Here is a 23,049-nt window from a genome sequence, read left to right on the forward strand (position 1 = left end):
AGTAGTCACAGACTGAATGTCCTGCTTTAAGGAAATTGATGACCTTATAAATGGTCTGTTTTGATCGTCCTAGAGATTCAATGATAGCACTAACTTTCCTGCCTTCTTGGTAGTAAGCCTCTATCATAACAAGTTCATTTGTGGTAAGATGAGTATAGGTCATTTATGTTAGTTCCTTTCAGACAAATGTGGTGTTTATCTGAGCCTAACATAGATGGCTTTTTTCTGTCTAGCTTAATTTTACAAATTGGGAACTAAAAACCTATCTTGAAGCACATCCCGATGCCTATTTGACTGAAATAGCTTCTGAATTTGATTGTCATCCAACCGCTATTCACTATGCCCTCAAAGCTATGGGATATACTCGAAAAAAAAGAACTGTACCTATTACGAGCAAGACCCTGAAAAAGTAAGACTGTTTCTTAAAGAGTTCAACACCTTCAGTCATTTAACGCCTGTTTATATCGATGAAACTGGATTTAATAGCTATTTTTACCGAGAGTATGGTCGTTCATTGAGAGGTCAATTGATACCAGGTAAAGTATGTGGAAGAAGAGATCGTCGTATATCTTTAGTTGCGGGTTTGACCAATGGCTAGCTCGTGGCTCCGATGACTTACGAAGATACTATGACAAGTGAGTTTTTCGAAGCATGGTTTCAAGAGTTCCTATTACCTACTTTAGACACACCCTCTGTTATCATTATCGACAAGGAAAGATTCCATAGAATGAGTAGACTAAAATTCTTATGTGAGGAGCAAGCGCATAAGCTTTTGCCTCTTCCACCTTACTCACCTGAGTACAATCCCATTGAGACAGTATGGGCTCAGACGAAAACACCTCAGAAAAGTATTGCCAAATTGCGACGCTTTTCTTGAGGCGCTTTTGTCCTACTCTAGTTTCAATTGACTATAGTTATAAGTCACCACTACAGTGACAATGAGCTCAAAAAACGCCTGCTTACGGAAAACTTTTGAATTAGAAGTCTTTCGTAAACAAGCGTTACCTTTACCATAATATGATGAGTGTTCCCACTGGGATCAAATCCCAGTGGTAGACCAGAGCTAGACTAAGAAGAAGTTAATCTTCCATCATCATAACACTCAACAAAATTGATAAAAATTAAACAAGTTCAATAATTGCCATTGGGGCAGCATCACCACGGCGTGGTTCTGTTTTAAGAATACGAGTGTATCCACCGTTACGTTCTGCGTAACGAGGTGCTAACTCAGAGAACAATTTTTGAAGAGCAGTTGTTGATGTATATTTATCATTTGCTTCATCATAGTTTTCTGATGCGATTTCATTACGAATAAATGCTGCTGCTTGACGACGTGCGTGTAAATCACCACGTTTACCAAGAGTAATCATTTTTTCAACGGTTTTACGGATTTCTTTAGCACGAGCTTCAGTCGTTACGATTGATTCATTGATCACAAGATCTGTAGTCAAATCACGTAACATTGCTTTACGCTGTGAGCTAGTGCGTCCTAGTTTACGGTAAGCCATGTTATCCTCCTATTTTATTTATCGTTTTTTAATCCTAAACCTAAATCAGCAAGTTTAACCTTAACTTCTTCAAGGCTCTTACGACCAAGGTTACGGACTTTCATCATTTCAGGTTCAGTCTTTTCTGTCAAATCGTGAACAGTGTTAATTCCTGCACGTTTCAAACAATTGTAAGAGCGAACTGATAAATCTAATTCCTCAATTGTACGATCAAGAACTTTCTCATCATTAACTGATTCAGTTTCTTTCATAACATCGGTCGCTTTAGCGACTTCAGTCAAGTCTGTAAAGAGATTTAGATGTTCAATCAAGACACGAGCAGAAAGACCTAATGCATCCTCAGGAATGATTGTACCATTAGTCATGATTTCAATAGTCAACTTATCGAAGCCATCATTACTACCCACACGGGCAGGTTCAACTTGATAATTGACTTTTTTCACTGGAGTGTAGATAGAGTCTACAGCCAATGTGCCTACTGGTGCATCGTCTTTTTTATTACCCTCTGCAGCAACATAACCACGATTAGTAGCTACTGTCATACTAGCTTTAAAAGAAGCACCTTCAGCGATTGTAAACAGATAATGATCTGAGTTAACAATCTCAATATCGCTATCAGTTAGGATATCCCCAGCAGTAACTTCGGCAGGGCCCTGGACATCAAGCTCAATAATTTTTTCGTCTTCGACGTAAGATTTTACAGCAAGTCCTTTGACGTTAAGAATAATTTGCATTACATCTTCACGTACTCCAGGTACAGTATCAAACTCGTGAAGTACTCCATCAATCTTAATCGAGGTAACAGCAGCACCTGGAAGAGACGATAAAAGTACACGACGAAGAGAGTTACCTAAAGTTGTTCCGTATCCACGTTCAAGTGGTTCGATGACAAACTTACCATAATCTTTATTTTCATCAATTTTTGTTATTATTGGTTTTTCAAACTCAATCATTTATTTACCCCTCGAAACGAATCTGTGTACTGTATAGTTAATGATTACACACGACGACGTTTTGGAGGACGAGCACCATTATGTGGTACAGGAGTAACATCGCGGATAGCAGTCACTTCAAGACCAGCAGCAGCAAGAGCACGAATAGCCGATTCACGACCTGAACCTGGGCCTTTCACAGTAACTTCAACAGATTTCAAACCGTGTTCTTGAGCTGATTTAGCAGCAGCTTCTGAAGCCATTTGGGCTGCGAATGGAGTCGATTTACGAGAACCTTTAAATCCAAGAGCACCAGCGGATGACCAAGCAAGAGCGTTACCGTGCACATCTGTAATCATAACAATAGTGTTGTTAAATGTAGCGTGAATGTGAGCAATACCTGACTCGATATTCTTTTTCACACGACGTTTACGTGTTGGTTTAGCCAATTTATTTACCTCCTATTTTATTTTTTCTTACCTGCAATCGCAACAGCTTTACCTTTACGAGTACGAGCGTTATTCTTGGTGTTTTGTCCACGGACAGGAAGTCCACGACGGTGACGGATACCACGGTATGAACCGATTTCCATCAAACGTTTAATGTTCAAGTTTACTTCACGACGAAGGTCACCCTCAACTTTAATTGCATCAACTTCACGACGGATAGCATCTTCTTGATCTGTTGTTAAATCTTTAACACGGATATCTTCTGATACACCAGCTGCAGCCAAGATTTTTTTAGATGTTGTTAATCCGATACCGTACACATAAGTAAGTGAAATTACTACGCGTTTATCATTTGGAATATCAACTCCAGCAATACGAGCCATTTTTTCTCCTTTCTATATTATCCTTGACGTTGTTTGTGTTTTGGATTTGTTGGACAAATTACCATAACACGTCCATTACGACGAATCACTTTACAGTGTTCGCAAATTGGTTTAACCGATGGTCTTACCTTCATGTTTTATCCCTCCAATTATTTCGATTATTTAAAGCGGTATGTGATACGCCCACGAGTTAAATCGTATGGACTCATCTCTACTGTCACACGGTCTCCAACTAAAATACGAATGTAATTTTTGCGGATTTTTCCAGAAACAGTCGCCAAAATTTGGTGTCCATTTTCTAATTCAACTGTAAACATCGCGTTAGGCATGGTTTCAACAACCTTACCTTCAATTTCAATCACGTCTTCCTTTGCCACGCAAAAGTCCCCCTCTAAATTTCGATTTGATTTCCCCTGAAAACAGAGGTAACAATTATAAGTCAGACTAAGTTATTCTATCACAACTACGTCTATATAGCAAGCAAGATTTATCAATTATTTGATACGATCAATTGCTTTTTTAACATCTTGAAACACTTGGTCAATTTCTTGATTACCTTCAATATCAGTCACAAGATTTTGCCCTCGATAGTGATCTAAAATTGGCTGACCTTGTGCAATATTAACATCCAAACGACGTTTTACCGTCTCTGGTTTATCATCTTCACGTTGATAATAATCATCTTCATTGTAATCATCTGCCGGTGGATTGAAAACTTTATGGAAGGTTTCTCCCGTTTCTTTGTGAATAATACGGCCACTTAAACGTTCTACCAAACTATCTGGATCAACATCAATATTGATAACACCATCAAGTGTTAATCCTAATTCTGACAATATCCCATCTAAGGCATGAGCTTGTTCGATTGTTCGTGGGTAACCATCTAACAAAAAGCCATTTTCTTTAATATCTGACTCTGCCAAACGTTCTTTTACAATACCGTTTGTAACCTCATCTGGTACTAACTCACCTTTGTCAATGTAAGACTTTGCTAGTTTACCCATCTCCGTTTCATTTTTCATGGCAGCACGGAACATATCACCTGTTGAAATATGTGAAACTCCATAAGTGTCAACAATTTTAGATGCTTGAGTTCCCTTACCTGCACCAGGTAGACCCATGATTAAAAGATGCATTTGATTCTCCTTTTAAGATAATCCTTAGAAACCATGCGTTTCTAGTAAGTTTTGTTTTCAAATAAATCTGCCTTACATAGACAGACTTATTTAAAAACAAAATAGAAGGTTGACTTTGTCAACCTGTACTCTATTTTGTATTCATAAAGCCAACATATTTCTTTTTCAATAAGTAGCCTTCGAGTTGCTTCATACTATCAATTCCTGTTGAAATCAAGATTAGCAAGCTTGTTCCCCCTAATGCAACCGTAGATGATAAATCAAATACTTGCTGTGCTACGATTGGAATTAGTGAGATTAAAGCTAAGAATACGGAACCAACTGTTGCTAATTTTTTTAACAGAGATGACATATAAGCTTCCGTTTCTCGACCAGGTCTGACCTTAGGGATATATGATCCATTTTTTTGTAAATTCTCAGCCGTTTTTTCAGGATTAACTTGAACAAAAGTATAGAAGAACGAGAAGAGAATAATTAACAAAGCATAGATTCCCATACCTGCAGGAGTCTGGTAAGAAAATAAATTCTGAAGTGTATTTAACCATGGAACATCATGATTGCTACTTTGGAAAAACGCTAAAATCGAGCTAGGTGCTGCCGTAATAGAACTGGCGAAAATAACTGGAATAACACCTGCGGGGTTGACCTTCAAAGGAAGGTATGAACTAGTTGGAGCCCCTTGAGCGAGTTTCGTATATTGAATTGGAATTTTATATTCAGCTTGTTGAACAAATGTAGTGAAGAAAACAATTAGCAATACTGCTAAAAGTAATATCCCTACAAAAATCCAAGAGTTTGTAAGCTCACTTGCTTTTATGTTTACGAAGTAATCTTCATGTATAGATGAGATTGCTCCAGGAATTGAGGCAATGATACCAGCAAAGATAATCATTGATACACCATTTCCAAAACCTTTATCAGAAATTTGTTCTCCAAGCCAGGTTACAATCACACTTCCGGAAGTTAAGATAATACCAATAATCACATACGTTTGCCAAGTCGGCGACGTTACAAGTTGAATACTTGACAGTGCATTAAATCCTGCTGTAATACCAATAGATTGGATGAAAGCAAGGACTAAAGAAATGTAACGTGTTGCTTGATTTAATTTACGGCGTCCAACTTCACCTTGTTTACCCCACTCCACAAATTGCGGAAGAATATCCATTTGTAATAATTGAACAATGATTGACGCAGTGATATAGGGACTAACACCCAAAGCAAAGACTGAAAATGAACTCATTGCATTTCCAGAAACCAAGTTTAACAAGTTAAGAAATGGTAAATCTGCTAGTTGTTCCAAACTTTGTACGTTGATTCCCGGTACTGTGATATGAGTCCCTAATCGGAAGACAAAAATGATAAACAGAGTGAAAGCAATTTTTTTTCTTACATTTTTAAGCTTAAGAGCTTCTTTTAGAATTTTGAAAAACATAATGAGTTACTCCTATGATTCATGCGAACATAATGAGGGTAAAACTCATTAGATGACTTCTACAGAACCACCTTTTTCAACGATAGCTGCTTCTGCTGCTTTTGAGAATTTAGATGCTTTAACATCCAATTTCTTAGTAAGCTCACCATTTGCAAGAATTTTAACACCTGATTTTTCAGATTTAATAACACCTGCGTTTTTAAGAACTGATGGTGATACTTCTGTACCATCTTCAAAAATATTTAAAGCATCAAGACTTACAAGGGCATACTCTTTAGCATTGATGTTAGTGAATCCGCGTTTTGGAAGACGACGGAACAATGGTGTTTGTCCACCCTCGAAACCAAGACGAACACCGCCACCGCTACGAGCTTTTTGACCTTTTTGACCACGTCCAGATGTTTTACCATTACCAGATGATGTACCACGACCTACACGGTTGCGCACTTTACGAGAACCTTCTGCAGGTTTCAATTCATGAAGTTTCATTTATTTTCTCCTTTTGTTGTACAATGCTAACGCCTTAATAAGGGAAAAGGACTCCCTATTAAGACTCGCCTATACATATTAAGATTAGGCTGGAAATATCTCCAACCTAATACGATTATCAATTATTTTACATCTTCAACAGTTACCAAGTGAGAGATTGCAGTAACCATACCACGGATAGCTGCGTTATCTTCTTTAATAACTGATGAGTTTAATTTGCCAAGTCCAAGGGCAACAACTGTTTTACGTTGTTCTGGTTTGCGACCGATTGGAGACTTAGTCAAAGTAATTTTAATTTGAGCCATGTTATCCCCTTTCTTATGCCAAATCAGAAACAGAAACGCCACGAAGTTCTGCAACTTCTTCAGCACGTTTAAGTTGTTTCAAACCTTCAACTGTAGCACGAACAATATTGATTGGTGTGTTTGAACCAAGTGATTTAGATGTAACATCTGCAACACCAGCTAATTCAATGACAGCACGTACAGCACCACCAGCAGCCACACCAGAACCTTCAAAGGCTGGTTTTAGCAATACTTTTGCTCCACCAAAGTTAGTGAAAACTTCGTGAGGAATCGTTGTACCAGCCATAGGTACTTCAATCATATTTTTCTTAGCTGCTTCCACAGCTTTACGGATTGCTTCTGGAACCTCTTGAGATTTACCAGTACCAAATCCTACGTGACCGTTACGGTCACCGACAACAACAAGTGCAGCAAAACGCATATTGCGTCCACCTTTAACAACTTTTGTAACACGGTTGATTGCAACTACGCGCTCTTCAAGTTCTACTGCATTATCTTTAAATGCCATTATTAAGTGTCCTCCCTATTAGAATTTCAATCCGTTTTCACGAGCTGAATCAGCCAAAGCCTTAACACGTCCGTGATAGAGATATCCACCGCGGTCAAACACCACTTCAGAAATACCTTTAGCTACTGCACGTTCAGCAACAAGTTTACCGACAACAACAGCTTGCTCGGTTTTAGTACCTTTTGAAACGTCTTTATCAAGAGTTGATGCACTTGCGAGCGTTACACCCGCTACGTCATCAATTACTTGAGCGTAGATGCCTGTATTAGAACGGAAGATGTTCAAACGTGGGCGATCAGCAGTTCCAGAGAGTTTTCCGCGAACGCGACGGTGACGTTTTTGGCGGAGTTTGTTTTTATCTGGTTTCGAAATCACAATTTTCACCTCTTAATTTATGATTATTTTATCTTTAATAAAATAGTGACATAAATGCCGCATCATAAGGAAAATAACTCTCCTCATGATAGCAATACATTTATTATTTACCTGTTTTACCTTCTTTACGGCGAACAAATTCACCAACGTAGCGAATACCTTTACCTTTATATGGTTCTGGTGAACGAAGGCTACGGATGTAAGCAGCTGTTTGACCAACAACTTCTTTATTGATACCTTCAACTACGATTGAAGTTGGGTTAGCAACTGTGAAAGTAATTCCTTCTGGTGCTTCAACTTCATCTTGGTGAGATTTACCGACTGAAAGAACAAGTTTAGAACCTTGAAGTTGTGCACGGTAACCAACCCCACGCATTTCAAGTTCTTTTTTGAAACCTTCAGAAACACCAACAACCATGTTGTTCAAGTTAGCACGAGTTGTACCATGGATTGTTTTCATTTCTTTTGAGTCATTTGGACGATGAAGTGTTACTTCAGTTCCTTCAACTTTAATTTCAATATTTTTGTTGAACTCACGAGTAAGTTCGCCTTTAGGTCCTTTTACAGTAACAACATTGTCTTTGTTGCTGATTTCAACACCAGCAGGCAATGTGATTACTTTATTACCAATACGTGACATAGTATTTATATTCTCCTGTTAGATTGTCAAGCCACCTAGTGACCAGTTTTCACGGGGGATAAAATTGATACTCTCAAATCTTAAGACTTGCCTAAGAACTCTGGGTAATCTAAAAATCGTCAATTCTACTAAAAATATAATCAGTGTAGATGTTTTTAATTTACTTACAAAGCTCTTTGTATCTTTATTTTACCAAACGTAAGCAAGCACTTCTCCACCAACGTTCTTTTGACGAGCTTCTTTATCTGTCAAAACACCTTCTGACGTTGAAATGATCGCAATTCCAAGTCCATTAAGAACTTTAGGAACATCTTCACGTTTTGAATAAACACGAAGACCTGGTTTTGAGATACGTTTCAAGTTTGTGATAACACGCTCACCGTTTTGTCCATATTTAAGGAAAACACGGATGATACCTTGTTTATCATCTTCGATAATTTCAACGTTTTTTACAAAACCTTCACGTTTAAGGATTTCAGCAATCCCTTTTTTAATATTTGATGCAGGAACTTCAAGCACTTCGTGTTTCGCTTGGTTTGCGTTACGAATACGTGTCAAAAAGTCTGCAATTGGGTCAGTCATAACCATTTTTATATTTCTCCTCTTACTAGTAGTTTGCAAATGCACTTGCTAGTTAATGTATTGGTGATTAAGCCCTAGAAATTAAGGCTGGGGCAAATATGCTAGTGAAAATGATAGACTCCTAGCGTCTTAAAGAAGCAAGATGATTCCACCATTTACATACGATTTTGAATGCCCTTAGCATTAAAATTTTACCAAGAAGCTTTTGTCACACCAGGAATTTGACCTTTATATGCCAATTCACGGAAGCAAACACGGCAAAGTTGGAATTTGCGGTAAACTGAATGTGGGCGTCCACATTTTTCGCAACGAGTGTAAGCTTGCGTAGAGAACTTCGCAGGGCGTTTGTTCTTAGCAATCATAGATTTTTTAGCCAATTTATTTACCTCCTAAATTATTTTGCAAAAGGCATACCAAGGCCTTTAAGCAATTCGCGACCTTCTTCGTCAGAGTTTGCAGTTGTTACGATTACGATATCCATACCACGAACTTTATCAACATCATCAAAGTTGATTTCTGGGAAGATCAATTGTTCTTTCACACCGAGCGTGTAGTTACCACGTCCATCAAATGATTTTGTTGGAACACCGTGGAAATCACGAACACGTGGAAGTGAAACTGAAACCAATTTATCAAGGAACTCGTACATGCGTTCGCCACGAAGAGTTACTTTAGCACCGATAGCTACACCTTCACGAAGACGGAAGCCAGCGATTGATTTCTTAGCCTTAGTAATAAGTGGTTTTTGACCTGAGATAGTTGCCAATTCAGCAGCAGCTTTTTCAAGGTTTTTAGCGTTGTTTACAGCATCACCAACACCCATGTTAAGAACGATTTTCTCAACTTTAGGCACAGCCATAACTGATGAATAGTTAAATTTCTCTGTCAATGCAGGAATTACTTCGTTAGTATATTTTTCTTTTAAACGATTTGCCATTTATGCTTCTCCTTTCCTTCGTGATTAATCAAGAACTTCGCCTGATTTTTTGTTGTAACGAACTTTTTTGCCGTCAACAACTTTGTAACCAACACGTCCAGCAACACCATTTTTGTCAAGAACTTGAACATTTGATGCGTGGATTGGTGCTTCAACTTCTACGATAGCACCTTGAGGGTTTTCGTTATTTGGACGTTGGTGTTTTTTAACAATCCCAACACCTTCAACAACAACTTTGTTTACTTTCGGAAGTGCTTTAAGAACTACAGCTTCAACGCCTTTGTCCTTACCAGCAATAACGCGAACTTTGTCGCCTTTTTTTACAAACATTTGAGTTTTTCTCCTATAATTTCTTACGCCCTAATGGGCACCCTAGGGAAACCTAGGGGACTTAGTTTGTTTTAGTTAAGATTAAAGTACTTCTGGTGCAAGTGATACAATCTTCATGTAGCCACCTTCACGCAATTCACGTGCAACAGGGCCGAAGATACGAGTTCCGCGAGGCGTTTTATCATCACGGATGATTACTGCCGCATTTTCGTCAAATTTGATGTATGAACCGTCTGGACGGCGTGCACCAGATTTTGTACGAACGATAACAGCTTTGACAACATCACCTTTTTTAACAGCTCCACCTGGTGTAGCTTGTTTGACAGAAGCAACGATAACGTCACCGATGTTAGCAAATTTACGTCCTGAACCACCAAGTACTTTGATAGTCAAGATCTCACGAGCACCGCTATTATCAGCAACTTTCAAGCGAGTTTCTTGTTGAATCATTTCAATTTTCTCCTTTTAGTTTGATTAGATAATAACAGCTTCTTCCACAACTTCTACAAGACGGAAGCGTTTTGTAGCTGAGAGTGGACGAGTTTCCATGATACGAACTTTGTCACCTTCTTTAGCAACGTTGTTTTCGTCATGTGCTTTGTATTTTTTTGAATAGTTGATACGTTTACCATAGACTGGGTGGTTACGTTTAGTTTCAACTACAACAGTGATTGTTTTATCCATCTTGTCTGATACGACACGTCCAACAAGAGTTTTACGTTGATTACGTTCCATTATAAGATTTCTCCTTTCCCAATCTATTATTTAGTTTCAGATTGCACAGTTTTAACACGTGCAATTTGTTTTTTAACTTCGTTCAAACGGGCAGTTTGATCAAGTTGACCTGCTGCAGCTTGGAAACGAAGATCAAAAAGTTCTTTTTTAAGTTCGCTTTCTTTCTTAGCAAGTTCTTCTTGAGAAAGTCCACGAAGCTCTTTAACAAAATCTTTAATTTCTTGAAGTTTCATGTGCTCTCCTTATTCTGCTTCACGTTTTACGAATTTAACTTTAACTGGTAATTTGTGGCCAGCAAGGCGAAACGCTTCGCGTGCTACTTCTTCAGAAACACCAGCGATTTCAAACATTACTTTACCACGTTTAACTGGTGACACCCAACCTTCAGGAGCACCTTTACCAGATCCCATACGCACACCGATAGCCTTAGCAGTGTATGATTTGTGTGGGAAGATTTTAATCCAAACTTTACCACCACGTTTCATGTAACGCGTCATCGCGATACGGGCAGCTTCAATTTGACGGTTTGTAATCCATGAGCTTGTAGTAGCTTGGAGACCGTATTCACCAAAGTCTACTTGTTTTCCACCTTTTGCTTCACCGCGCATTTTACCACGGAATTCACGACGGTGTTTAACACGTTTAGGTACTAACATTTGTTATTTGCCTCCTTTAGTGTTTTTACGAGCTGGAAGAACTTCCCCACGGTAGATCCAAACTTTAACACCTAGTTTACCGTAAGTAGTATCAGCTTCTTCCCAAGCATAATCGATATCCGCACGAAGTGTGTGAAGTGGAACTGTTCCTTCTGAGTAACCTTCTGCACGAGCGATATCAGCACCATTCAAACGACCAGATACTTGAGTTTTGATACCTTTTGCACCTGCACGCATTGTACGTTGGATAGCTTGTTTTTGAGCACGACGGAAAGCAACACGTTGCTCAAGTTGACGAGCAATGTTTTCACCAACAAGATGAGCATCTAAATCTGGTGATTTGATTTCAATAATGTTGATGTGTACTTGTTTTCCAGTCAATTTGTTAAGTTGAGCACGAAGAGCGTCAACATTTGATCCACCTTTACCGATAACCATACCTGGTTTAGCAGTATGAAGTGAAACAATAACTTTATTTACTGCACGTTCAATTTCAATAGTTGAAACTGATGCGTCTGCCAATTCTTTATTGATGAATTTGCGAATTTTAAGATCTTCATGAAGGTAATCCGCGTATTCTTTTTCAGCATACCATTTCGCATCCCAGTCACGGATGATTCCGACACGCATACCAATTGGATGTACTTTTTGACCCACGAGTTTACCTCCTTATTTTTCTGACACAACTACTGTGACGTGAGTTGTGCGTTTGTTGATTGGTGAAGCTGATCCTTTCGCACGTGGACGGAAACGTTTCATTGTTGGTCCTTCGTTTGCGAATGTTTCAGATACTACCAAGTTAGCTTTTTCCAAACCAAAGTTGTTTTCTGCATTAGCAATGGCTGAGTTAAGCGTTTTTTCAATAACACGAGCCGCTTTGTTTGGAGTGAATTTTAAGATTGCGATTGCATCGGCTACGTTTTTGCCACGGATAGTATCCAAGACAAGACGAGTTTTACGAGGTGAAACACGAACTGTACGAGCCATTGCTTTAGCTGAAGTAATTTCTGCCATAATTAATGTTCTCCTTATCTACGTGTTTTCTTATCGTCTGCAGCGTGACCTTTGTAAGTACGAGTTGGTGCAAATTCACCAAGTTTGTGACCTACCATGTCTTCTTGAATGTAAACAGGTACGTGCTTACGTCCATCATAAACTGCGATTGTATAACCGATGAAACTTGGGAAAATCGTTGAACGACGTGACCAAGTTTTAATTACTTTTTTCTTTTCGTCATTTGCTTGAGCTTCAACTTTTTTCATCAAATGCTCATCGACGAAAGGTCCTTTTTTAAGACTACGTCCCATTGTGTAGTGTTCTCCTTTAAATGATGTACCACAACGGCTTGCCCGCTTTAGGGGCTACCGAGTTGGCGGATAGTTGAATTAACTTAACTGTTTTAACTTATTTTTCGTTACGACGACGAATGATAAGTTTATCAGATTTAGCTTTCTTGTTACGAGTTTTAAGACCAAGCGCTGGTTTACCCCATGGAGTAGATGGCGCTTTACGTCCAACTGGTGCTTTACCTTCACCACCACCGTGTGGGTGATCGTTAGGGTTCATTACAGAACCACGAACTGTTGGGCGGATACCTTTCCAACGGCTACGTCCTGCTTTACCAATGTTAACAAGAGATTGTTGTTCATTACCTACAGTACCAACTGTCGCGCGACAAGTTCCAAGAACCATACGAACTTCACCTGATTGAAGGCGAACAAGAACGTATTTACCTTCTTGACCAAGCACTTGAGCAGATGATCCAGCTGCACGGATAAGTTCCGCACCTTTTCCTGGCTTAAGCTCAATGTTGTGGACAAACGTACCAACTGGGATATTAGCAAGTGGAAGAGCGTTTCCGGCTTTAATATCTGCTTCTGGTCCAGAAACAATACGTTGACCAACTTGAAGGCCTTTAGGAGCGATGATGTATGCTTTAACACCGTCAGTGTAGTGTACAAGCGCGATGTTTGCTGTACGGTTTGGATCGTATTCGATTGTTTTTACAACAGCTTCAACATTATCTTTGTTACGTTTGAAGTCGATCACACGGTAATGACGTTTGTGACCACCACCTTGGTGACGAACAGTGATGCGACCGTTGTTGTTACGACCAGCTTTGTTTTTAAGAGAAACAAGCAATGATTTCTCAGGAGTGCTTGTTGTGATTTCTGCAAAATCCAAAGAAGTCATGTTACGACGGCCATTTGTCGTTGGTTTATAAACTTTAATACCCACGTTAATTCCTCCTTAGATTATTCAGCTTCAGCTGCAAACAACTCGATTGCTTTTGAATCAGCTGTAAGAGTGATGATAGCTTTCTTAGTTTTTGAAGTGAAACCTGTGTAACGACCAACACGTTTTTCTTTTGGCTTAACTGTCACAGTGTTTACACTTGCCACTTTAACACCTTCAAACGCAGCTTCAACAGCTTGTTTGATCAAAAGTTTGTGTGCACGTGTATCAACTTCAAAAGTGTATTTACCTGCTTCAAGATCAAGCATTGATTTTTCAGTAATTACAGGTTTTTTGATTACGTCATACAAATTCATTATGCAAGAACCTCCTCGATTGTAGAGATTGCTTCTTTAGTAACAAGAAGTTTGTCTGCGTTTACGATATCAAGAACACTTGCAGTTGTTGCAGTTGCAACTTTAACGTTTTTAAGGTTACGAGCTGAAAGTTCAGCAAATTTGTTTCCTTCTTCAACGATAACAAGTACTTTTGAGTCGATGCTAAGTGCTGAAAGAACCTTAGCGAATTCAGCAGTTTTTGGAGCTGCAAATGAAAGAGCTTCAACAGCTACAAATTTTTCGTCAGCTACTTTAGATGAAAGAACTGATTTCAAGGCAAGGCGACGAACTTTTTGTGGAAGTTTGTATCCATATGAGCGAGGAGTTGGTCCGAAGACAACACCACCACCACGCCATTGTGGTGAACGGATAGAACCTTGACGAGCACGTCCAGTTCCTTTTTGGCGCCATGGTTTGCGTCCGCCACCTGATACTGCTGAACGGTTTTTAACCGCGTGAGTCCCTTGGCGAAGGCTAGCACGTTGGCTGATAACAACATCAAAGACAACTGATTCATTTGGCTCGATACCAAAGATTGCGTCGTTAAGTTCTACTGAACTAACTTCTTTACCAGTTTGGTCAAATAATTTAACGTTTGCCATTTTAACTGTGTTCTCCTTTCTTATTATTTAGCAGCTTTTACTGCTGATTTGATAGTGATAAGAGATTTCTTAGCACCTGGTACGTTACCTTTGATAAGGATAACGTTTTTCTCTGGAACAACTTGAACGATTTCAAGGTTTTGAATCGTCACACGGTTGCCACCCATACGTCCTGCCAAGCGTTTGTTTTTGAAAACGCGGTTAGGCGCAACAGGTCCCATTGAACCTGGACGACGGTGGTAACGAGAACCGTGAGCCATAGGACCACGTGATTGACCATGACGTTTAATAACACCTTGGAAACCTTTTCCTTTAGTTGTACCAGTGACATCAACAACATCTCCAGCTTCAAATGTATCTACAGTAATTTCTGAACCAACTTCTAAGCCTTCAATGTTTTTGAATTCACGAATGAAGCGCTTAGGAGCCGTGTTAGCTTTCGCTACGTGACCTTTGGCAGGTTTGTTACTCAACACTTCGCGTTTGTCGTCAAAACCAACTTGAACCGCTTCGTAACCGTCTGTCTCAACAGTTTTCACTTGAAGCACAACGTTTGGAGTTGCTTCGATGACAGTAACAGGGATAAATTCACCTGATTCAGTGAAGATTTGAGTCATTCCCACTTTTTTCCCTAAGATTCCTTTTGTCATGAGAAAATATTTCCTTTTCTTATTTTTAGTTATTTTAAAAAGTTTTTAGTGAGCGTTTTTCGTGCTCAAAAAAGTTTTTAACGAGCGTTTTTTGTGCTCAAGTTAAGATGCTTAAGGCTTCAACCTCACTGCAAAACAGGAAATCTAATTTGCACAAAGTTTAGCCTATGCCTAATTAGATGAAATCCTACTACAGTTTGATTTCTACATTAACACCACTTGGAAGATCCAATTTCATCAAAGCGTCAACAGTCTTTTGAGTTGGATTCACGATGTCGATAAGACGTTTGTGAGTGCGCATTTCAAATTGTTCGCGAGAATCTTTATATTTGTGAGTCGCACGAATAATTGTGTAAAGACTACGTTCTGTTGGAAGTGGAACTGGTCCAGCTACAGTAGCACCTGTACGTGTTGCAGTTTCAACGATTTTTTCTGCCGCTGTATCAAGTGTACGATGTTCGTATGCTTTCAAACGGATACGGATTTTTTTGTTTGCCATCTTTTTCTCCTTTGCGTCTATTTAAAGTAATAGGCTAGCTCCTCAAGAAAACCAACACTTGTTGCGTGGCAATGCAACCGAGCGTGTCGCAACCTCTTGTATCATAGCTAAAGCTGTTTTTTACAGCACCATAATATGATAACAGAATCAGATACAGGTTGCAAGAGATTTGAGACATTTTTTCAAATTTCTTTTGTAACTTACTTTTTTTAAGTTCTAAAATGAAGTTAGCCACTTGAGTAGCAAAAGAACATCTCAGAGAATTATAATGATAATGTACCACAATAAGCACAGGAGTACCCAGTCATCGGAAGATAGCAGGCTTACTTGGAGCAGCACCACGAAAGACCAAAGATCAACACTTGAGCGTTGGAGATTATGAAATGGATACCGCGCTTCAAACACGTGTAAACAATCTCTGTCTATCAGCTTTAACAGACTGTACGATAAGCCATAAAATGGTTAGACCAATTTTTAACAAACTAGCTGAGGCTGTTAATCAAGCTCTATCTGAGATTCTAGAAAAGCACCCTAGCAAATCGATTGCCGCAGAAGTTCAGTCGCTCATCTGATGTATTTGACCCTGACCCTACTTACGATGCCGCCCTAATGCCTCTTGGAAACGTGGAACAAATGAAAAACATAACCGACTCCGCCGCTGACTAGCAAAAGAGAGCACAAAAGGAACCCTGCAACAGATTGTATTTATTGAATAACTATCCGAAAAAATGCTTGAACGGCTTATCTCCTAGACAATTGTTAATACTAAAGAAAAGCAACCTCCTTCAGAGTTTCATTCCTAATTTTTGAGCCTAGGTCGCAGAAATTCCGTTATTAGTGACAGCAACATTGTCACTAATCATACCACTACGGCGAAAATATCCTTTCAAGCTCACTTCGTTCGCTCTAAACTGCGGAAACTTATTTTGCTATTTGATACATCGTGTTATTTTGTGATTTTGGATGAGTATAACAAGTAGTTAACTTAGTGTTACCATTTAGCGTAACCTACTTTCCTTCAAAATGATCAAAAGACCTGCTTCAACAAGTCTCTTCTTTCTTATATAAGTAAGTTAAAAATACCCATCTGAACAAATTGTCTAAAACAGTTGCCAACCAGACGCCGTTTAAACCGAGGTTAAAACTTATTCCTAGAACATAACCTAATCCTATTCGAACGCACCACATGCCAAAACTTGTCGCATAAAATGGTAACTTAGCATTTCCCAAACCTTGCCAAGTTGCTGTCATGACTAATGTCCCTGCAGTGGCAGGCACTCCCATTAAGGAGAATAAAATAACTGTGTAACTTGCTTGAATAGCTTGATTATTTTCTAAAAAAAGGGCTATTAATGGTGTTTTTAGAAGAAAAATAGCACCTGCTAATCCATACATCATGACTGTCGATAGCCAAAAACTGGTTTTAACTACTTCTCTGACTTGACGAGGATTGCCAGTAGCGTACGTAGCTACTTCAATGACTGTCGCCACAGAGATGGCCATGGCCGGAAGATAGTTAAATTGCGTCACTATTTCACCAATCGCATTTCCTGCAACGACTTCTGATCCAAACGCAACAATGATGGCAATAATGACGACATCACCAGCGCGCATCATGAGCCGTTCTCCTGCTGCTGGGATAACAATCTGAATCAGTTGTTTATCAATTTTCCAGCGAAGGCGTTTGAGGATCTCTTTTGCAGGAAGTTTTTTCATCAGTAGGCCCGTCCCTACTGTTCTCGCCAAAACCGTCGAAGCAGCGACACCGACAATCCCCAAATGAAAGACATAGATAGATAGGGCTGATAAGAGGGCGTTTAGAAGGTTAGTCAGAAGGCTAATTGTCATTGGTAGTTGTGTGTAACCCTGAACACGAACAATGGCCCCCATACTCGTCAACAAGCCTAGACTAGCGATTCCTCCTCCAACTACTGCTAAATAAAGTCCACCTTCTTGAGCGACTGGAAAGGATGTTCCTAGTAACTTAAGAAGCCAAATGTTTCCTACAATAGACACTAGACCTAAGACAAGACTAATAAGACTAGTCAAAAAGAGCGCATCGGACATACTTTGATGAGCTTGATCTATCTTCTTTTGGGCTAAATAGCGTGATAGAACGCTAGAAACTGCCGCACCTAGTGCGATAAAAAGAGCTTGATAGATAGCGATGATGTTATTAGCAATAGAAACACCTGATACAGCGATAAGACCTAGTTGCGCTACCAAGTAATTGTCAACGAAGCCCATTAACATTTGTAAAAATTGCTCTGCCATGGCTGGAAGGGCAATTCGTAATAGTTGTCTTTTTTCTTTCATGGTATTATTTTATCATTTATTATAGAAGAAAAGAACGAGTCATCTCAGTCTTTAACTTTCATCTGGTAACTATCCGAAACAATGTCTTTACCTCTCAAACTCTTATCTGGGTACTGCTTGACGAGAGTCATACCTATTTTTTCTAAAACGGCTTTGCTTGCCAGATTCTCATGATTAGTCACAGCTGTCAAATATCTAATCCCTGGTAAATGGATGGCTAAGGCTTTCAAAGCACTAGCCCCTTCTGTCATATAACCTTGTCCTGCATAATCTTGGTGTAAGGTGTAGCCGATTTCTAGAGTATCGTCTCTATCCGTTGGCTTAAAGCTGACGTTACCAATCAAGCGATCAGAATGCTTCTCAACAATACCGTACTTTCCAATAGGTTCTTTGAGGTTATAAAGAACCAATCCTCTCCAACTGTCTTCCATAGAAGTATGAGGATAAAATGCGTAGCGGAGATTATCATCAGCAGACGTGAAAGCATGGTAATCTTCCAAATCGTCTTTAGTCATGGGTCTCAATCAGAGACGCTCAGTCTCAAGAACAGGGTATTTTGCCAGTTCCGCTAAAATTGACATCAGATTATACTCCTAAATAATCTTCCACTGCTTTTTGCATATCATCTGTCGCAACAACCGTCTTATGACGGACTGGAGTCATCTGTAAATCGCGTACAGCTTTCGGTACTATCACTCCTGATAACTGATGTAGTTGGTCAACCGCTGAAAAATCGTCGCCCAAATCCTCTCCCGTCACCGCCTTAACAGCAACTCTTGGGAATTTATAAGGACTGGCGGTTGAAGCAACAACTGTTGGTGTTTCATCGTTTGTTCTGCTGCGATATGCTCGGTAAACAGCAGAGGCCACTGCTGTGTGAGGGTCCTCAATATAGTTGTTTTCTTGATAAACTTTTTGGATTTCTTCTTCAGTATCAACTTCCGACGCATAGCCTGCCTCGAAAAGATTAAGGATTGATTGGTCAACTTGGTCAAGTTGATATTCCCCTTTTGAAACTAACGCTTCCATAAGCTCTTTAGTTTTAGCAGCATCATTGCCCACCAAGTGAAAAATGAGACGTTCTAGATTTGAAGATACTAGAATATCCATAGATGGGCTGCTGGTCACCTTGAAGTCTCGCTTTTTATCGTAAGTTCCTGTTTGGAAGAAGTCTGTTAGCACCTTATTTTCATTTGAAGCACAAATCAACTTAGCAATCGGTACACCAATCTCACGCGCATAATAGGCTGCTAGGATATTACCAAAATTACCTGTCGGAACCGTAACGTTAATAGCTTGTCCTTTAGCAATGTCACCCGTTTTTACCAACCGAGCGTAGGCATACACGTAATACACAATCTGTGGCACCAAGCGACCAATATTCATGGAGTTAGCGGATGACAATTGAATATGTTGTTCTAACAGGCGAGCACGCAAGTCAGCATCGTTAAACATGCGTTTAACCTCTGTTTGAGCATCATCAAAATTTCCATCGATAGCTATAACATGAGTGTTGGCTCCTTTTTGAGTTGTCATTTGCAATTCTTGAATCTTGCTAACACCATTTTTAGGGTAGAAAACAATGATTTCGGTTCCTGGAACATCCTCAAAACCTGCCATAGCAGCTTTGCCAGTATCTCCTGATGTAGCGGTTAAAATGACAATTTTATTGTCCACGCCTTGCTTTTTAGCCGATGTCGTCAAGAGGTAAGGCAAGATAGACAAGGCCATGTCCTTAAAAGCGATGGTCGATCCGTGGAAGAGTTCAAGATTATAGTGATTGTCAAGTTTAACTATGGGAGCAATTGCCCTTGTGTCAAATTTATCATCGTAGGCATTAGTGATACAATAATCCAGCTCTTCTGATGTAAAATCCTCTAAAAAAGCTGATAAAACTAGTTTGGCCACTTCTTGGTAAGAGGCTTTTTTTAAACGATCAAAATCCAAATCAACTTTTGGCATTTCCAAAGGCGTAAATAGCCCTCCATCAGCTGCTAGCCCCTGCAAAATAGCTTGACTAGCGCTGACTTGATTTTTATCATCACGTGTAGATTGATAGATTAATGTCATAATATTCCTCAGTTATTCTTTTTGTCATTGTCACCTATTTTAACATAATTTTCTGAAAACTTCTCTTTTCATAAGCCACTCTCTCCTATCATCATTATAGCAAGTTACAGGACGTTTGATAATCTTTGCATTCAAAAAAACGTGCCATCTGACACGTTTTCGGAATTATTTTTTATTGGAAATGTTTACCAGATAATGTCACCCAGATGGCTGCAAGGCAACCGTAAACTTTTTCGGACATGTCTTATCTCCCCTTATTCATTAATCTTTGTAATCGTAAGCAATTTCGATAATTTCTTTAAGTTCAGAGATAAGTGGTTCTTTTGGATTAGCTGTTGTACATTGGTCTTCGTACGCTTTTTCAGCTAAACGATCTGCATCAGCTTTCAATTGCTCTTTTGTAACGCCTTGTGCTTTCCAGTTCATATCAATGCCGACTGCTTTACCAAGTTTATAAACACGACGAGCAAGTTCTTCAGCTAATTCAGCGTCATTTTTACCCTCAAATCCCATAAAGCGTGCAATATCAGCATAGTCTTTTTCCGCACGGAAGAAGTCATATTTAGGGAACATCGCATGTTTTTGAGGATCTTTGGCATTGTAACGGATAATGTGTGGCAACAAGATAGCATTGGTACGTCCGTGAGGAATTCCCCATTCACCACCAACTTTGTGAGCGATTGAGTGACAAATACCTAGGAAAGCATTTGCAAAGGCCATACCAGCCATAGTTGACGCATTATGCATTTTTTCGCGTGATTCTTCCGTTGCTTTTTTAACAGATGTTTCAAGGTTTTCAAAGACCAATTTAATAGCTTGAAGAGAAAGTCCACGAGTATAGTCGCTCGCCATAACTGACACGTATGATTCGATAGCGTGAGTCAAGACGTCCATCCCTGTATCAGCTGTAACGCTAGCTGGCACACTCATAACAAGAGCTGGGTCAACAATAGCGATATCTGGTGTCAAGGCGTAGTCAGCAAGTGGGTATTTCGTGTGATCATCACTATCTGTAATAACCGCAAATGGTGTCACTTCTGATCCTGTACCAGATGTAGTTGGAACACAGATAAAGGTTGTTTTTTCTGCGTAAGGAATCTTGTAAGTACGTTTACGGATATCAAGGAATTTTTGTTTTGCACCAAAGAAGCTAACATCTGGATTTTCAAAGAACATCCACATTGCTTTAGCAGCATCCATTGCTGAACCACCACCAAGTGCAATGACAGTATCCGGTTGGAAACGATTGAAGATTTCAAGCCCTTTATAAACTGTGTTAGTTGATGGGTTTGGCTCAACATCTGAGAAAATTTCAATTTTTGGATCATTTGGATTAAGTTCTAACTGCTTGCGAACAAGATCCGCATAACCAAATTGAACCATTCCTGGGTCACAGACCAACATCACTTTTTCAGCTTTGATTTGACGAAGGTAGGTGATTGAGTTTTTTTCAAAGTAAACTTTTGGTGGCAATTTGAACCATTGCATGTTATTGCGACGTTTTGCCAATGTCTTAACGTTAATCAAGTCGAATGCCCCCACGTTGTGTGAAATTGAGTTGTGTCCATATGAACCACATCCTAGTGTCAATGATGGGATCATTTCATTGTAGATGTTACCAATACCACCTTCTGCTGATGGTGAGTTAACAAGAACACGGCAAGCTTTCATACGGATTCCATATTGGATTTGAAGGTCTTCGTCTTCGGTATGGATAACCGCTGTGTGACCAAGTCCACCTAAATCAAGCATTGCTTCAGCTTTGGCAAATCCATCTTTAACACCTTTTGATTTGATAAGTGCAAGGACTGGTGACAATTTTTCACGTGACAATGGGTAATCTGGTCCAGCATCTTTGATTTCTGCAAGCAGAATTTTAGTTCCTTTTGGCACTTTAAGACCGGCTAATTTGGCAATTTCTTCAGCTGATTTACCAACAATTTTAGCATTGACAGCTGTTTTAGCCTCGTTAAGGACAGCTGCTTCCAGTTTTTCGAGGTCTGATTTTTTAGAGATGATAACACATTGGTGCGCTTCAAATTCAGCTTTGACATCATCATAAACTTCTTCATCAACAATAGCTGCTTGCTCTGAAGCACAGATCATACCATTATCAAATGATTTTGAGACGATAATGTCGTTAACAGCACGTTTGATTTTAGCATCAGCTGCGATATAACTTGGCACGTTACCCGCACCAACCCCAAGAGCAGGTTTACCTGTTGAGTAAGCTGCTTTAACCATACCAGGTCCACCAGTTGCAAGTACAGTTGCTACCTTAGGATGATTCATCAAAAGTCCTGTTGCTTCAATAGAAGGTTGATCAATCCACTGCACACAGTTTTCAGGTGCCCCAGCTTCGATGGCTGCATCACGAACGATACGTGCTGCTTCTGCTGAAGATTGTTGAGCTGATGGGTGGAAAGCAAAGACGATTGGGTTACGAGTTTTCAAAGCAATCAGTGCTTTAAAGATTGTTGTTGAGGTTGGGTTTGTGGTAGGTGTCACCCCACAGATAACACCAACAGGTTCAGCAATAGAGATGAGACCTGCTTCCTTATCTTCTGCGATGACGCCAACCGTTTTATTATCTTTAATAGAGTTCCAGATGTATTCTGAAGCGTACATGTTTTTGATAGCTTTATCTTCATATACACCACGGCCTGTTTCATCAACAGCCATTTTGGCTAAAAGCATATGTTTGTCAAGCGCAGCAATCGCAGCTTGATGAACAATATGGTCTACTTGTTCTTGTGTGAAATCAGCCATAGCATCTAAGGCTACAACCGCTTGATCTGCCAAACGATCAATCATCGCTTGAGTGTCAGTCACTTGAGCTGTTTCTGTTACTTCAGTTGTTTTAGTCACCATAATAGACTCCTTTAAAGACATTAACTTTTTATTGTTAAATGTTTCACAATTATTTTATGTGTTAATTA

Annotated in this window: 34 protein-coding genes and 2 pseudogenes; 2 read left to right on the plus strand and 34 right to left on the minus strand. The window is 39.5% G+C overall.

What is annotated here, in order from left to right; genetic code table 11:
• Positions 1–163: pseudogene (locus ABP870_RS08740) on the minus strand (IS30 family transposase); the annotation flags it as partial.
• An 88-nt stretch (positions 164–251) separates the two neighbouring features.
• Here ABP870_RS08740 and ABP870_RS08745 point away from each other — a divergent pair.
• Positions 252–908 (plus strand): annotated as a pseudogene (locus ABP870_RS08745) (IS630 family transposase); the annotation flags it as partial.
• A 213-nt stretch (positions 909–1,121) separates the two neighbouring features.
• On the opposite strand, the gene rplQ reads toward ABP870_RS08745, so the two are convergent.
• From rplQ to rpsJ, 29 genes are all read right to left on the minus strand, one after another.
• Positions 1,122–1,508, minus strand: a complete 387-nt coding sequence (gene rplQ / locus ABP870_RS08750; protein WP_062710656.1) for a 50S ribosomal protein L17 — start codon at positions 1,506–1,508, stop codon at positions 1,122–1,124.
• 14 nt (positions 1,509–1,522) lie between these two features.
• On the minus strand, positions 1,523–2,461 hold the full coding sequence (locus ABP870_RS08755) for a DNA-directed RNA polymerase subunit alpha (protein WP_062710659.1): 939 nt from the start codon (positions 2,459–2,461) through the stop codon (positions 1,523–1,525).
• 44 nt (positions 2,462–2,505) lie between these two features.
• Positions 2,506–2,889, minus strand: a complete 384-nt coding sequence (gene rpsK, locus ABP870_RS08760) for a 30S ribosomal protein S11 (RefSeq protein ID WP_067103698.1) — start codon at positions 2,887–2,889, stop codon at positions 2,506–2,508.
• A 17-nt stretch (positions 2,890–2,906) separates the two neighbouring features.
• Positions 2,907–3,272: a 30S ribosomal protein S13 gene (gene rpsM, locus ABP870_RS08765; RefSeq protein WP_017768906.1), complete on the minus strand. Its 366-nt coding sequence runs from the start codon at positions 3,270–3,272 to the stop codon at positions 2,907–2,909.
• Between the two features lie 17 nt (positions 3,273–3,289).
• Positions 3,290–3,406: a 50S ribosomal protein L36 gene (rpmJ, locus tag ABP870_RS08770; protein ID WP_079268439.1), complete on the minus strand. Its 117-nt coding sequence runs from the start codon at positions 3,404–3,406 to the stop codon at positions 3,290–3,292.
• A 24-nt stretch (positions 3,407–3,430) separates the two neighbouring features.
• A complete protein-coding gene (gene infA, locus ABP870_RS08775; RefSeq protein ID WP_001040189.1) occupies positions 3,431–3,649 on the minus strand; it encodes a translation initiation factor IF-1 in 219 nt (72 codons plus the stop codon).
• A gap of 117 nt (positions 3,650–3,766) precedes the next feature.
• Positions 3,767–4,408 carry an adenylate kinase gene (locus ABP870_RS08780; RefSeq protein ID WP_350015061.1) on the minus strand — a complete coding sequence of 214 codons (642 nt, stop codon included), beginning with the start codon at positions 4,406–4,408 and terminating at the stop codon, positions 3,767–3,769.
• A 130-nt stretch (positions 4,409–4,538) separates the two neighbouring features.
• Positions 4,539–5,843, minus strand: a complete 1,305-nt coding sequence (gene secY / locus ABP870_RS08785) for a preprotein translocase subunit SecY (RefSeq protein WP_350015062.1) — start codon at positions 5,841–5,843, stop codon at positions 4,539–4,541.
• A gap of 48 nt (positions 5,844–5,891) precedes the next feature.
• The gene (gene rplO, locus ABP870_RS08790) at positions 5,892–6,332 is read right to left on the minus strand and encodes a 50S ribosomal protein L15 (protein ID WP_018380225.1); all 441 of its coding nucleotides are present in this window, start codon (positions 6,330–6,332) and stop codon (positions 5,892–5,894) included.
• A gap of 122 nt (positions 6,333–6,454) precedes the next feature.
• Entirely contained in the window at positions 6,455–6,637 is a 183-nt protein-coding gene (gene rpmD / locus ABP870_RS08795; RefSeq protein ID WP_003046072.1) for a 50S ribosomal protein L30, read from the minus strand.
• Between the two features lie 13 nt (positions 6,638–6,650).
• On the minus strand, positions 6,651–7,145 hold the full coding sequence (rpsE, locus tag ABP870_RS08800) for a 30S ribosomal protein S5 (RefSeq protein ID WP_062710666.1): 495 nt from the start codon (positions 7,143–7,145) through the stop codon (positions 6,651–6,653).
• A gap of 18 nt (positions 7,146–7,163) precedes the next feature.
• On the minus strand, positions 7,164–7,520 hold the full coding sequence (gene rplR, locus ABP870_RS08805) for a 50S ribosomal protein L18 (RefSeq protein WP_029691861.1): 357 nt from the start codon (positions 7,518–7,520) through the stop codon (positions 7,164–7,166).
• Between the two features lie 103 nt (positions 7,521–7,623).
• The gene (rplF, locus tag ABP870_RS08810; protein ID WP_017768913.1) at positions 7,624–8,160 is read right to left on the minus strand and encodes a 50S ribosomal protein L6; all 537 of its coding nucleotides are present in this window, start codon (positions 8,158–8,160) and stop codon (positions 7,624–7,626) included.
• A gap of 189 nt (positions 8,161–8,349) precedes the next feature.
• Positions 8,350–8,748: a 30S ribosomal protein S8 gene (gene rpsH, locus ABP870_RS08815; protein WP_062710671.1), complete on the minus strand. Its 399-nt coding sequence runs from the start codon at positions 8,746–8,748 to the stop codon at positions 8,350–8,352.
• 185 nt (positions 8,749–8,933) lie between these two features.
• Positions 8,934–9,119, minus strand: a complete 186-nt coding sequence (locus tag ABP870_RS08820; protein WP_018380222.1) for a type Z 30S ribosomal protein S14 — start codon at positions 9,117–9,119, stop codon at positions 8,934–8,936.
• 17 nt (positions 9,120–9,136) lie between these two features.
• Positions 9,137–9,679, minus strand: coding sequence for a 50S ribosomal protein L5 (gene rplE, locus ABP870_RS08825; RefSeq protein ID WP_017768916.1), 543 nt, complete (start codon positions 9,677–9,679; stop codon positions 9,137–9,139).
• A gap of 24 nt (positions 9,680–9,703) precedes the next feature.
• Positions 9,704–10,009: a 50S ribosomal protein L24 gene (gene rplX, locus ABP870_RS08830; RefSeq protein WP_018380221.1), complete on the minus strand. Its 306-nt coding sequence runs from the start codon at positions 10,007–10,009 to the stop codon at positions 9,704–9,706.
• Positions 10,010–10,090: 81 nt separating this feature from the next.
• On the minus strand, positions 10,091–10,459 hold the full coding sequence (rplN, locus tag ABP870_RS08835) for a 50S ribosomal protein L14 (protein ID WP_017768918.1): 369 nt from the start codon (positions 10,457–10,459) through the stop codon (positions 10,091–10,093).
• Positions 10,460–10,483: 24 nt separating this feature from the next.
• The gene (gene rpsQ, locus ABP870_RS08840; protein ID WP_017768919.1) at positions 10,484–10,744 is read right to left on the minus strand and encodes a 30S ribosomal protein S17; all 261 of its coding nucleotides are present in this window, start codon (positions 10,742–10,744) and stop codon (positions 10,484–10,486) included.
• A 26-nt stretch (positions 10,745–10,770) separates the two neighbouring features.
• Positions 10,771–10,977, minus strand: coding sequence for a 50S ribosomal protein L29 (gene rpmC / locus ABP870_RS08845; RefSeq protein WP_017768920.1), 207 nt, complete (start codon positions 10,975–10,977; stop codon positions 10,771–10,773).
• Between the two features lie 9 nt (positions 10,978–10,986).
• The gene (gene rplP / locus ABP870_RS08850) at positions 10,987–11,400 is read right to left on the minus strand and encodes a 50S ribosomal protein L16 (RefSeq protein WP_017768921.1); all 414 of its coding nucleotides are present in this window, start codon (positions 11,398–11,400) and stop codon (positions 10,987–10,989) included.
• Between the two features lie 3 nt (positions 11,401–11,403).
• Entirely contained in the window at positions 11,404–12,057 is a 654-nt protein-coding gene (rpsC, locus tag ABP870_RS08855; RefSeq protein ID WP_017768922.1) for a 30S ribosomal protein S3, read from the minus strand.
• A 12-nt stretch (positions 12,058–12,069) separates the two neighbouring features.
• Positions 12,070–12,414, minus strand: coding sequence for a 50S ribosomal protein L22 (gene rplV / locus ABP870_RS08860; protein ID WP_017768923.1), 345 nt, complete (start codon positions 12,412–12,414; stop codon positions 12,070–12,072).
• Between the two features lie 14 nt (positions 12,415–12,428).
• Positions 12,429–12,707, minus strand: coding sequence for a 30S ribosomal protein S19 (gene rpsS, locus ABP870_RS08865; protein ID WP_000533765.1), 279 nt, complete (start codon positions 12,705–12,707; stop codon positions 12,429–12,431).
• A 97-nt stretch (positions 12,708–12,804) separates the two neighbouring features.
• A complete protein-coding gene (rplB, locus tag ABP870_RS08870) occupies positions 12,805–13,638 on the minus strand; it encodes a 50S ribosomal protein L2 (RefSeq protein WP_350015063.1) in 834 nt (277 codons plus the stop codon).
• Between the two features lie 17 nt (positions 13,639–13,655).
• A complete protein-coding gene (locus ABP870_RS08875) occupies positions 13,656–13,952 on the minus strand; it encodes a 50S ribosomal protein L23 (protein ID WP_018380219.1) in 297 nt (98 codons plus the stop codon).
• On the minus strand, positions 13,952–14,575 hold the full coding sequence (rplD, locus tag ABP870_RS08880) for a 50S ribosomal protein L4 (RefSeq protein WP_350015064.1): 624 nt from the start codon (positions 14,573–14,575) through the stop codon (positions 13,952–13,954). Before rplD ends, ABP870_RS08875 begins: the two co-directional genes overlap by 1 nt.
• A gap of 23 nt (positions 14,576–14,598) precedes the next feature.
• The gene (gene rplC / locus ABP870_RS08885; protein ID WP_062710678.1) at positions 14,599–15,225 is read right to left on the minus strand and encodes a 50S ribosomal protein L3; all 627 of its coding nucleotides are present in this window, start codon (positions 15,223–15,225) and stop codon (positions 14,599–14,601) included.
• Positions 15,226–15,415: 190 nt separating this feature from the next.
• A complete protein-coding gene (gene rpsJ, locus ABP870_RS08890) occupies positions 15,416–15,724 on the minus strand; it encodes a 30S ribosomal protein S10 (protein WP_003046044.1) in 309 nt (102 codons plus the stop codon).
• A 383-nt stretch (positions 15,725–16,107) separates the two neighbouring features.
• On the opposite strand from rpsJ, the gene ABP870_RS08895 reads away from it, so the two are divergent.
• The gene (locus ABP870_RS08895) at positions 16,108–16,296 is read left to right on the plus strand and encodes a hypothetical protein (protein WP_350015065.1); all 189 of its coding nucleotides are present in this window, start codon (positions 16,108–16,110) and stop codon (positions 16,294–16,296) included.
• Positions 16,297–16,765: 469 nt separating this feature from the next.
• Here the strand turns inward: ABP870_RS08895 and ABP870_RS08900 are convergent, their stop codons facing one another.
• From ABP870_RS08900 to adhE, 4 genes are all read right to left on the minus strand, one after another.
• Positions 16,766–18,040 (minus strand): MATE family efflux transporter, encoded by a 1,275-nt coding sequence (locus ABP870_RS08900; protein WP_350015066.1) that lies wholly within the window; start codon positions 18,038–18,040, stop codon positions 16,766–16,768.
• Positions 18,041–18,084: 44 nt separating this feature from the next.
• A complete protein-coding gene (locus ABP870_RS08905) occupies positions 18,085–18,555 on the minus strand; it encodes a GNAT family N-acetyltransferase (protein ID WP_350015067.1) in 471 nt (156 codons plus the stop codon).
• A 70-nt stretch (positions 18,556–18,625) separates the two neighbouring features.
• Entirely contained in the window at positions 18,626–20,110 is a 1,485-nt protein-coding gene (gene thrC / locus ABP870_RS08910; RefSeq protein WP_350015068.1) for a threonine synthase, read from the minus strand.
• A 261-nt stretch (positions 20,111–20,371) separates the two neighbouring features.
• On the minus strand, positions 20,372–22,981 hold the full coding sequence (gene adhE, locus ABP870_RS08915) for a bifunctional acetaldehyde-CoA/alcohol dehydrogenase (RefSeq protein WP_350015069.1): 2,610 nt from the start codon (positions 22,979–22,981) through the stop codon (positions 20,372–20,374).
• Positions 22,982–23,049: the final 68 nt, after the last annotated feature.

Source organism: Streptococcus jiangjianxini, from assembly GCF_040225085.1.
GTDB classification, from domain to species: domain Bacteria; phylum Bacillota; class Bacilli; order Lactobacillales; family Streptococcaceae; genus Streptococcus; species Streptococcus jiangjianxini.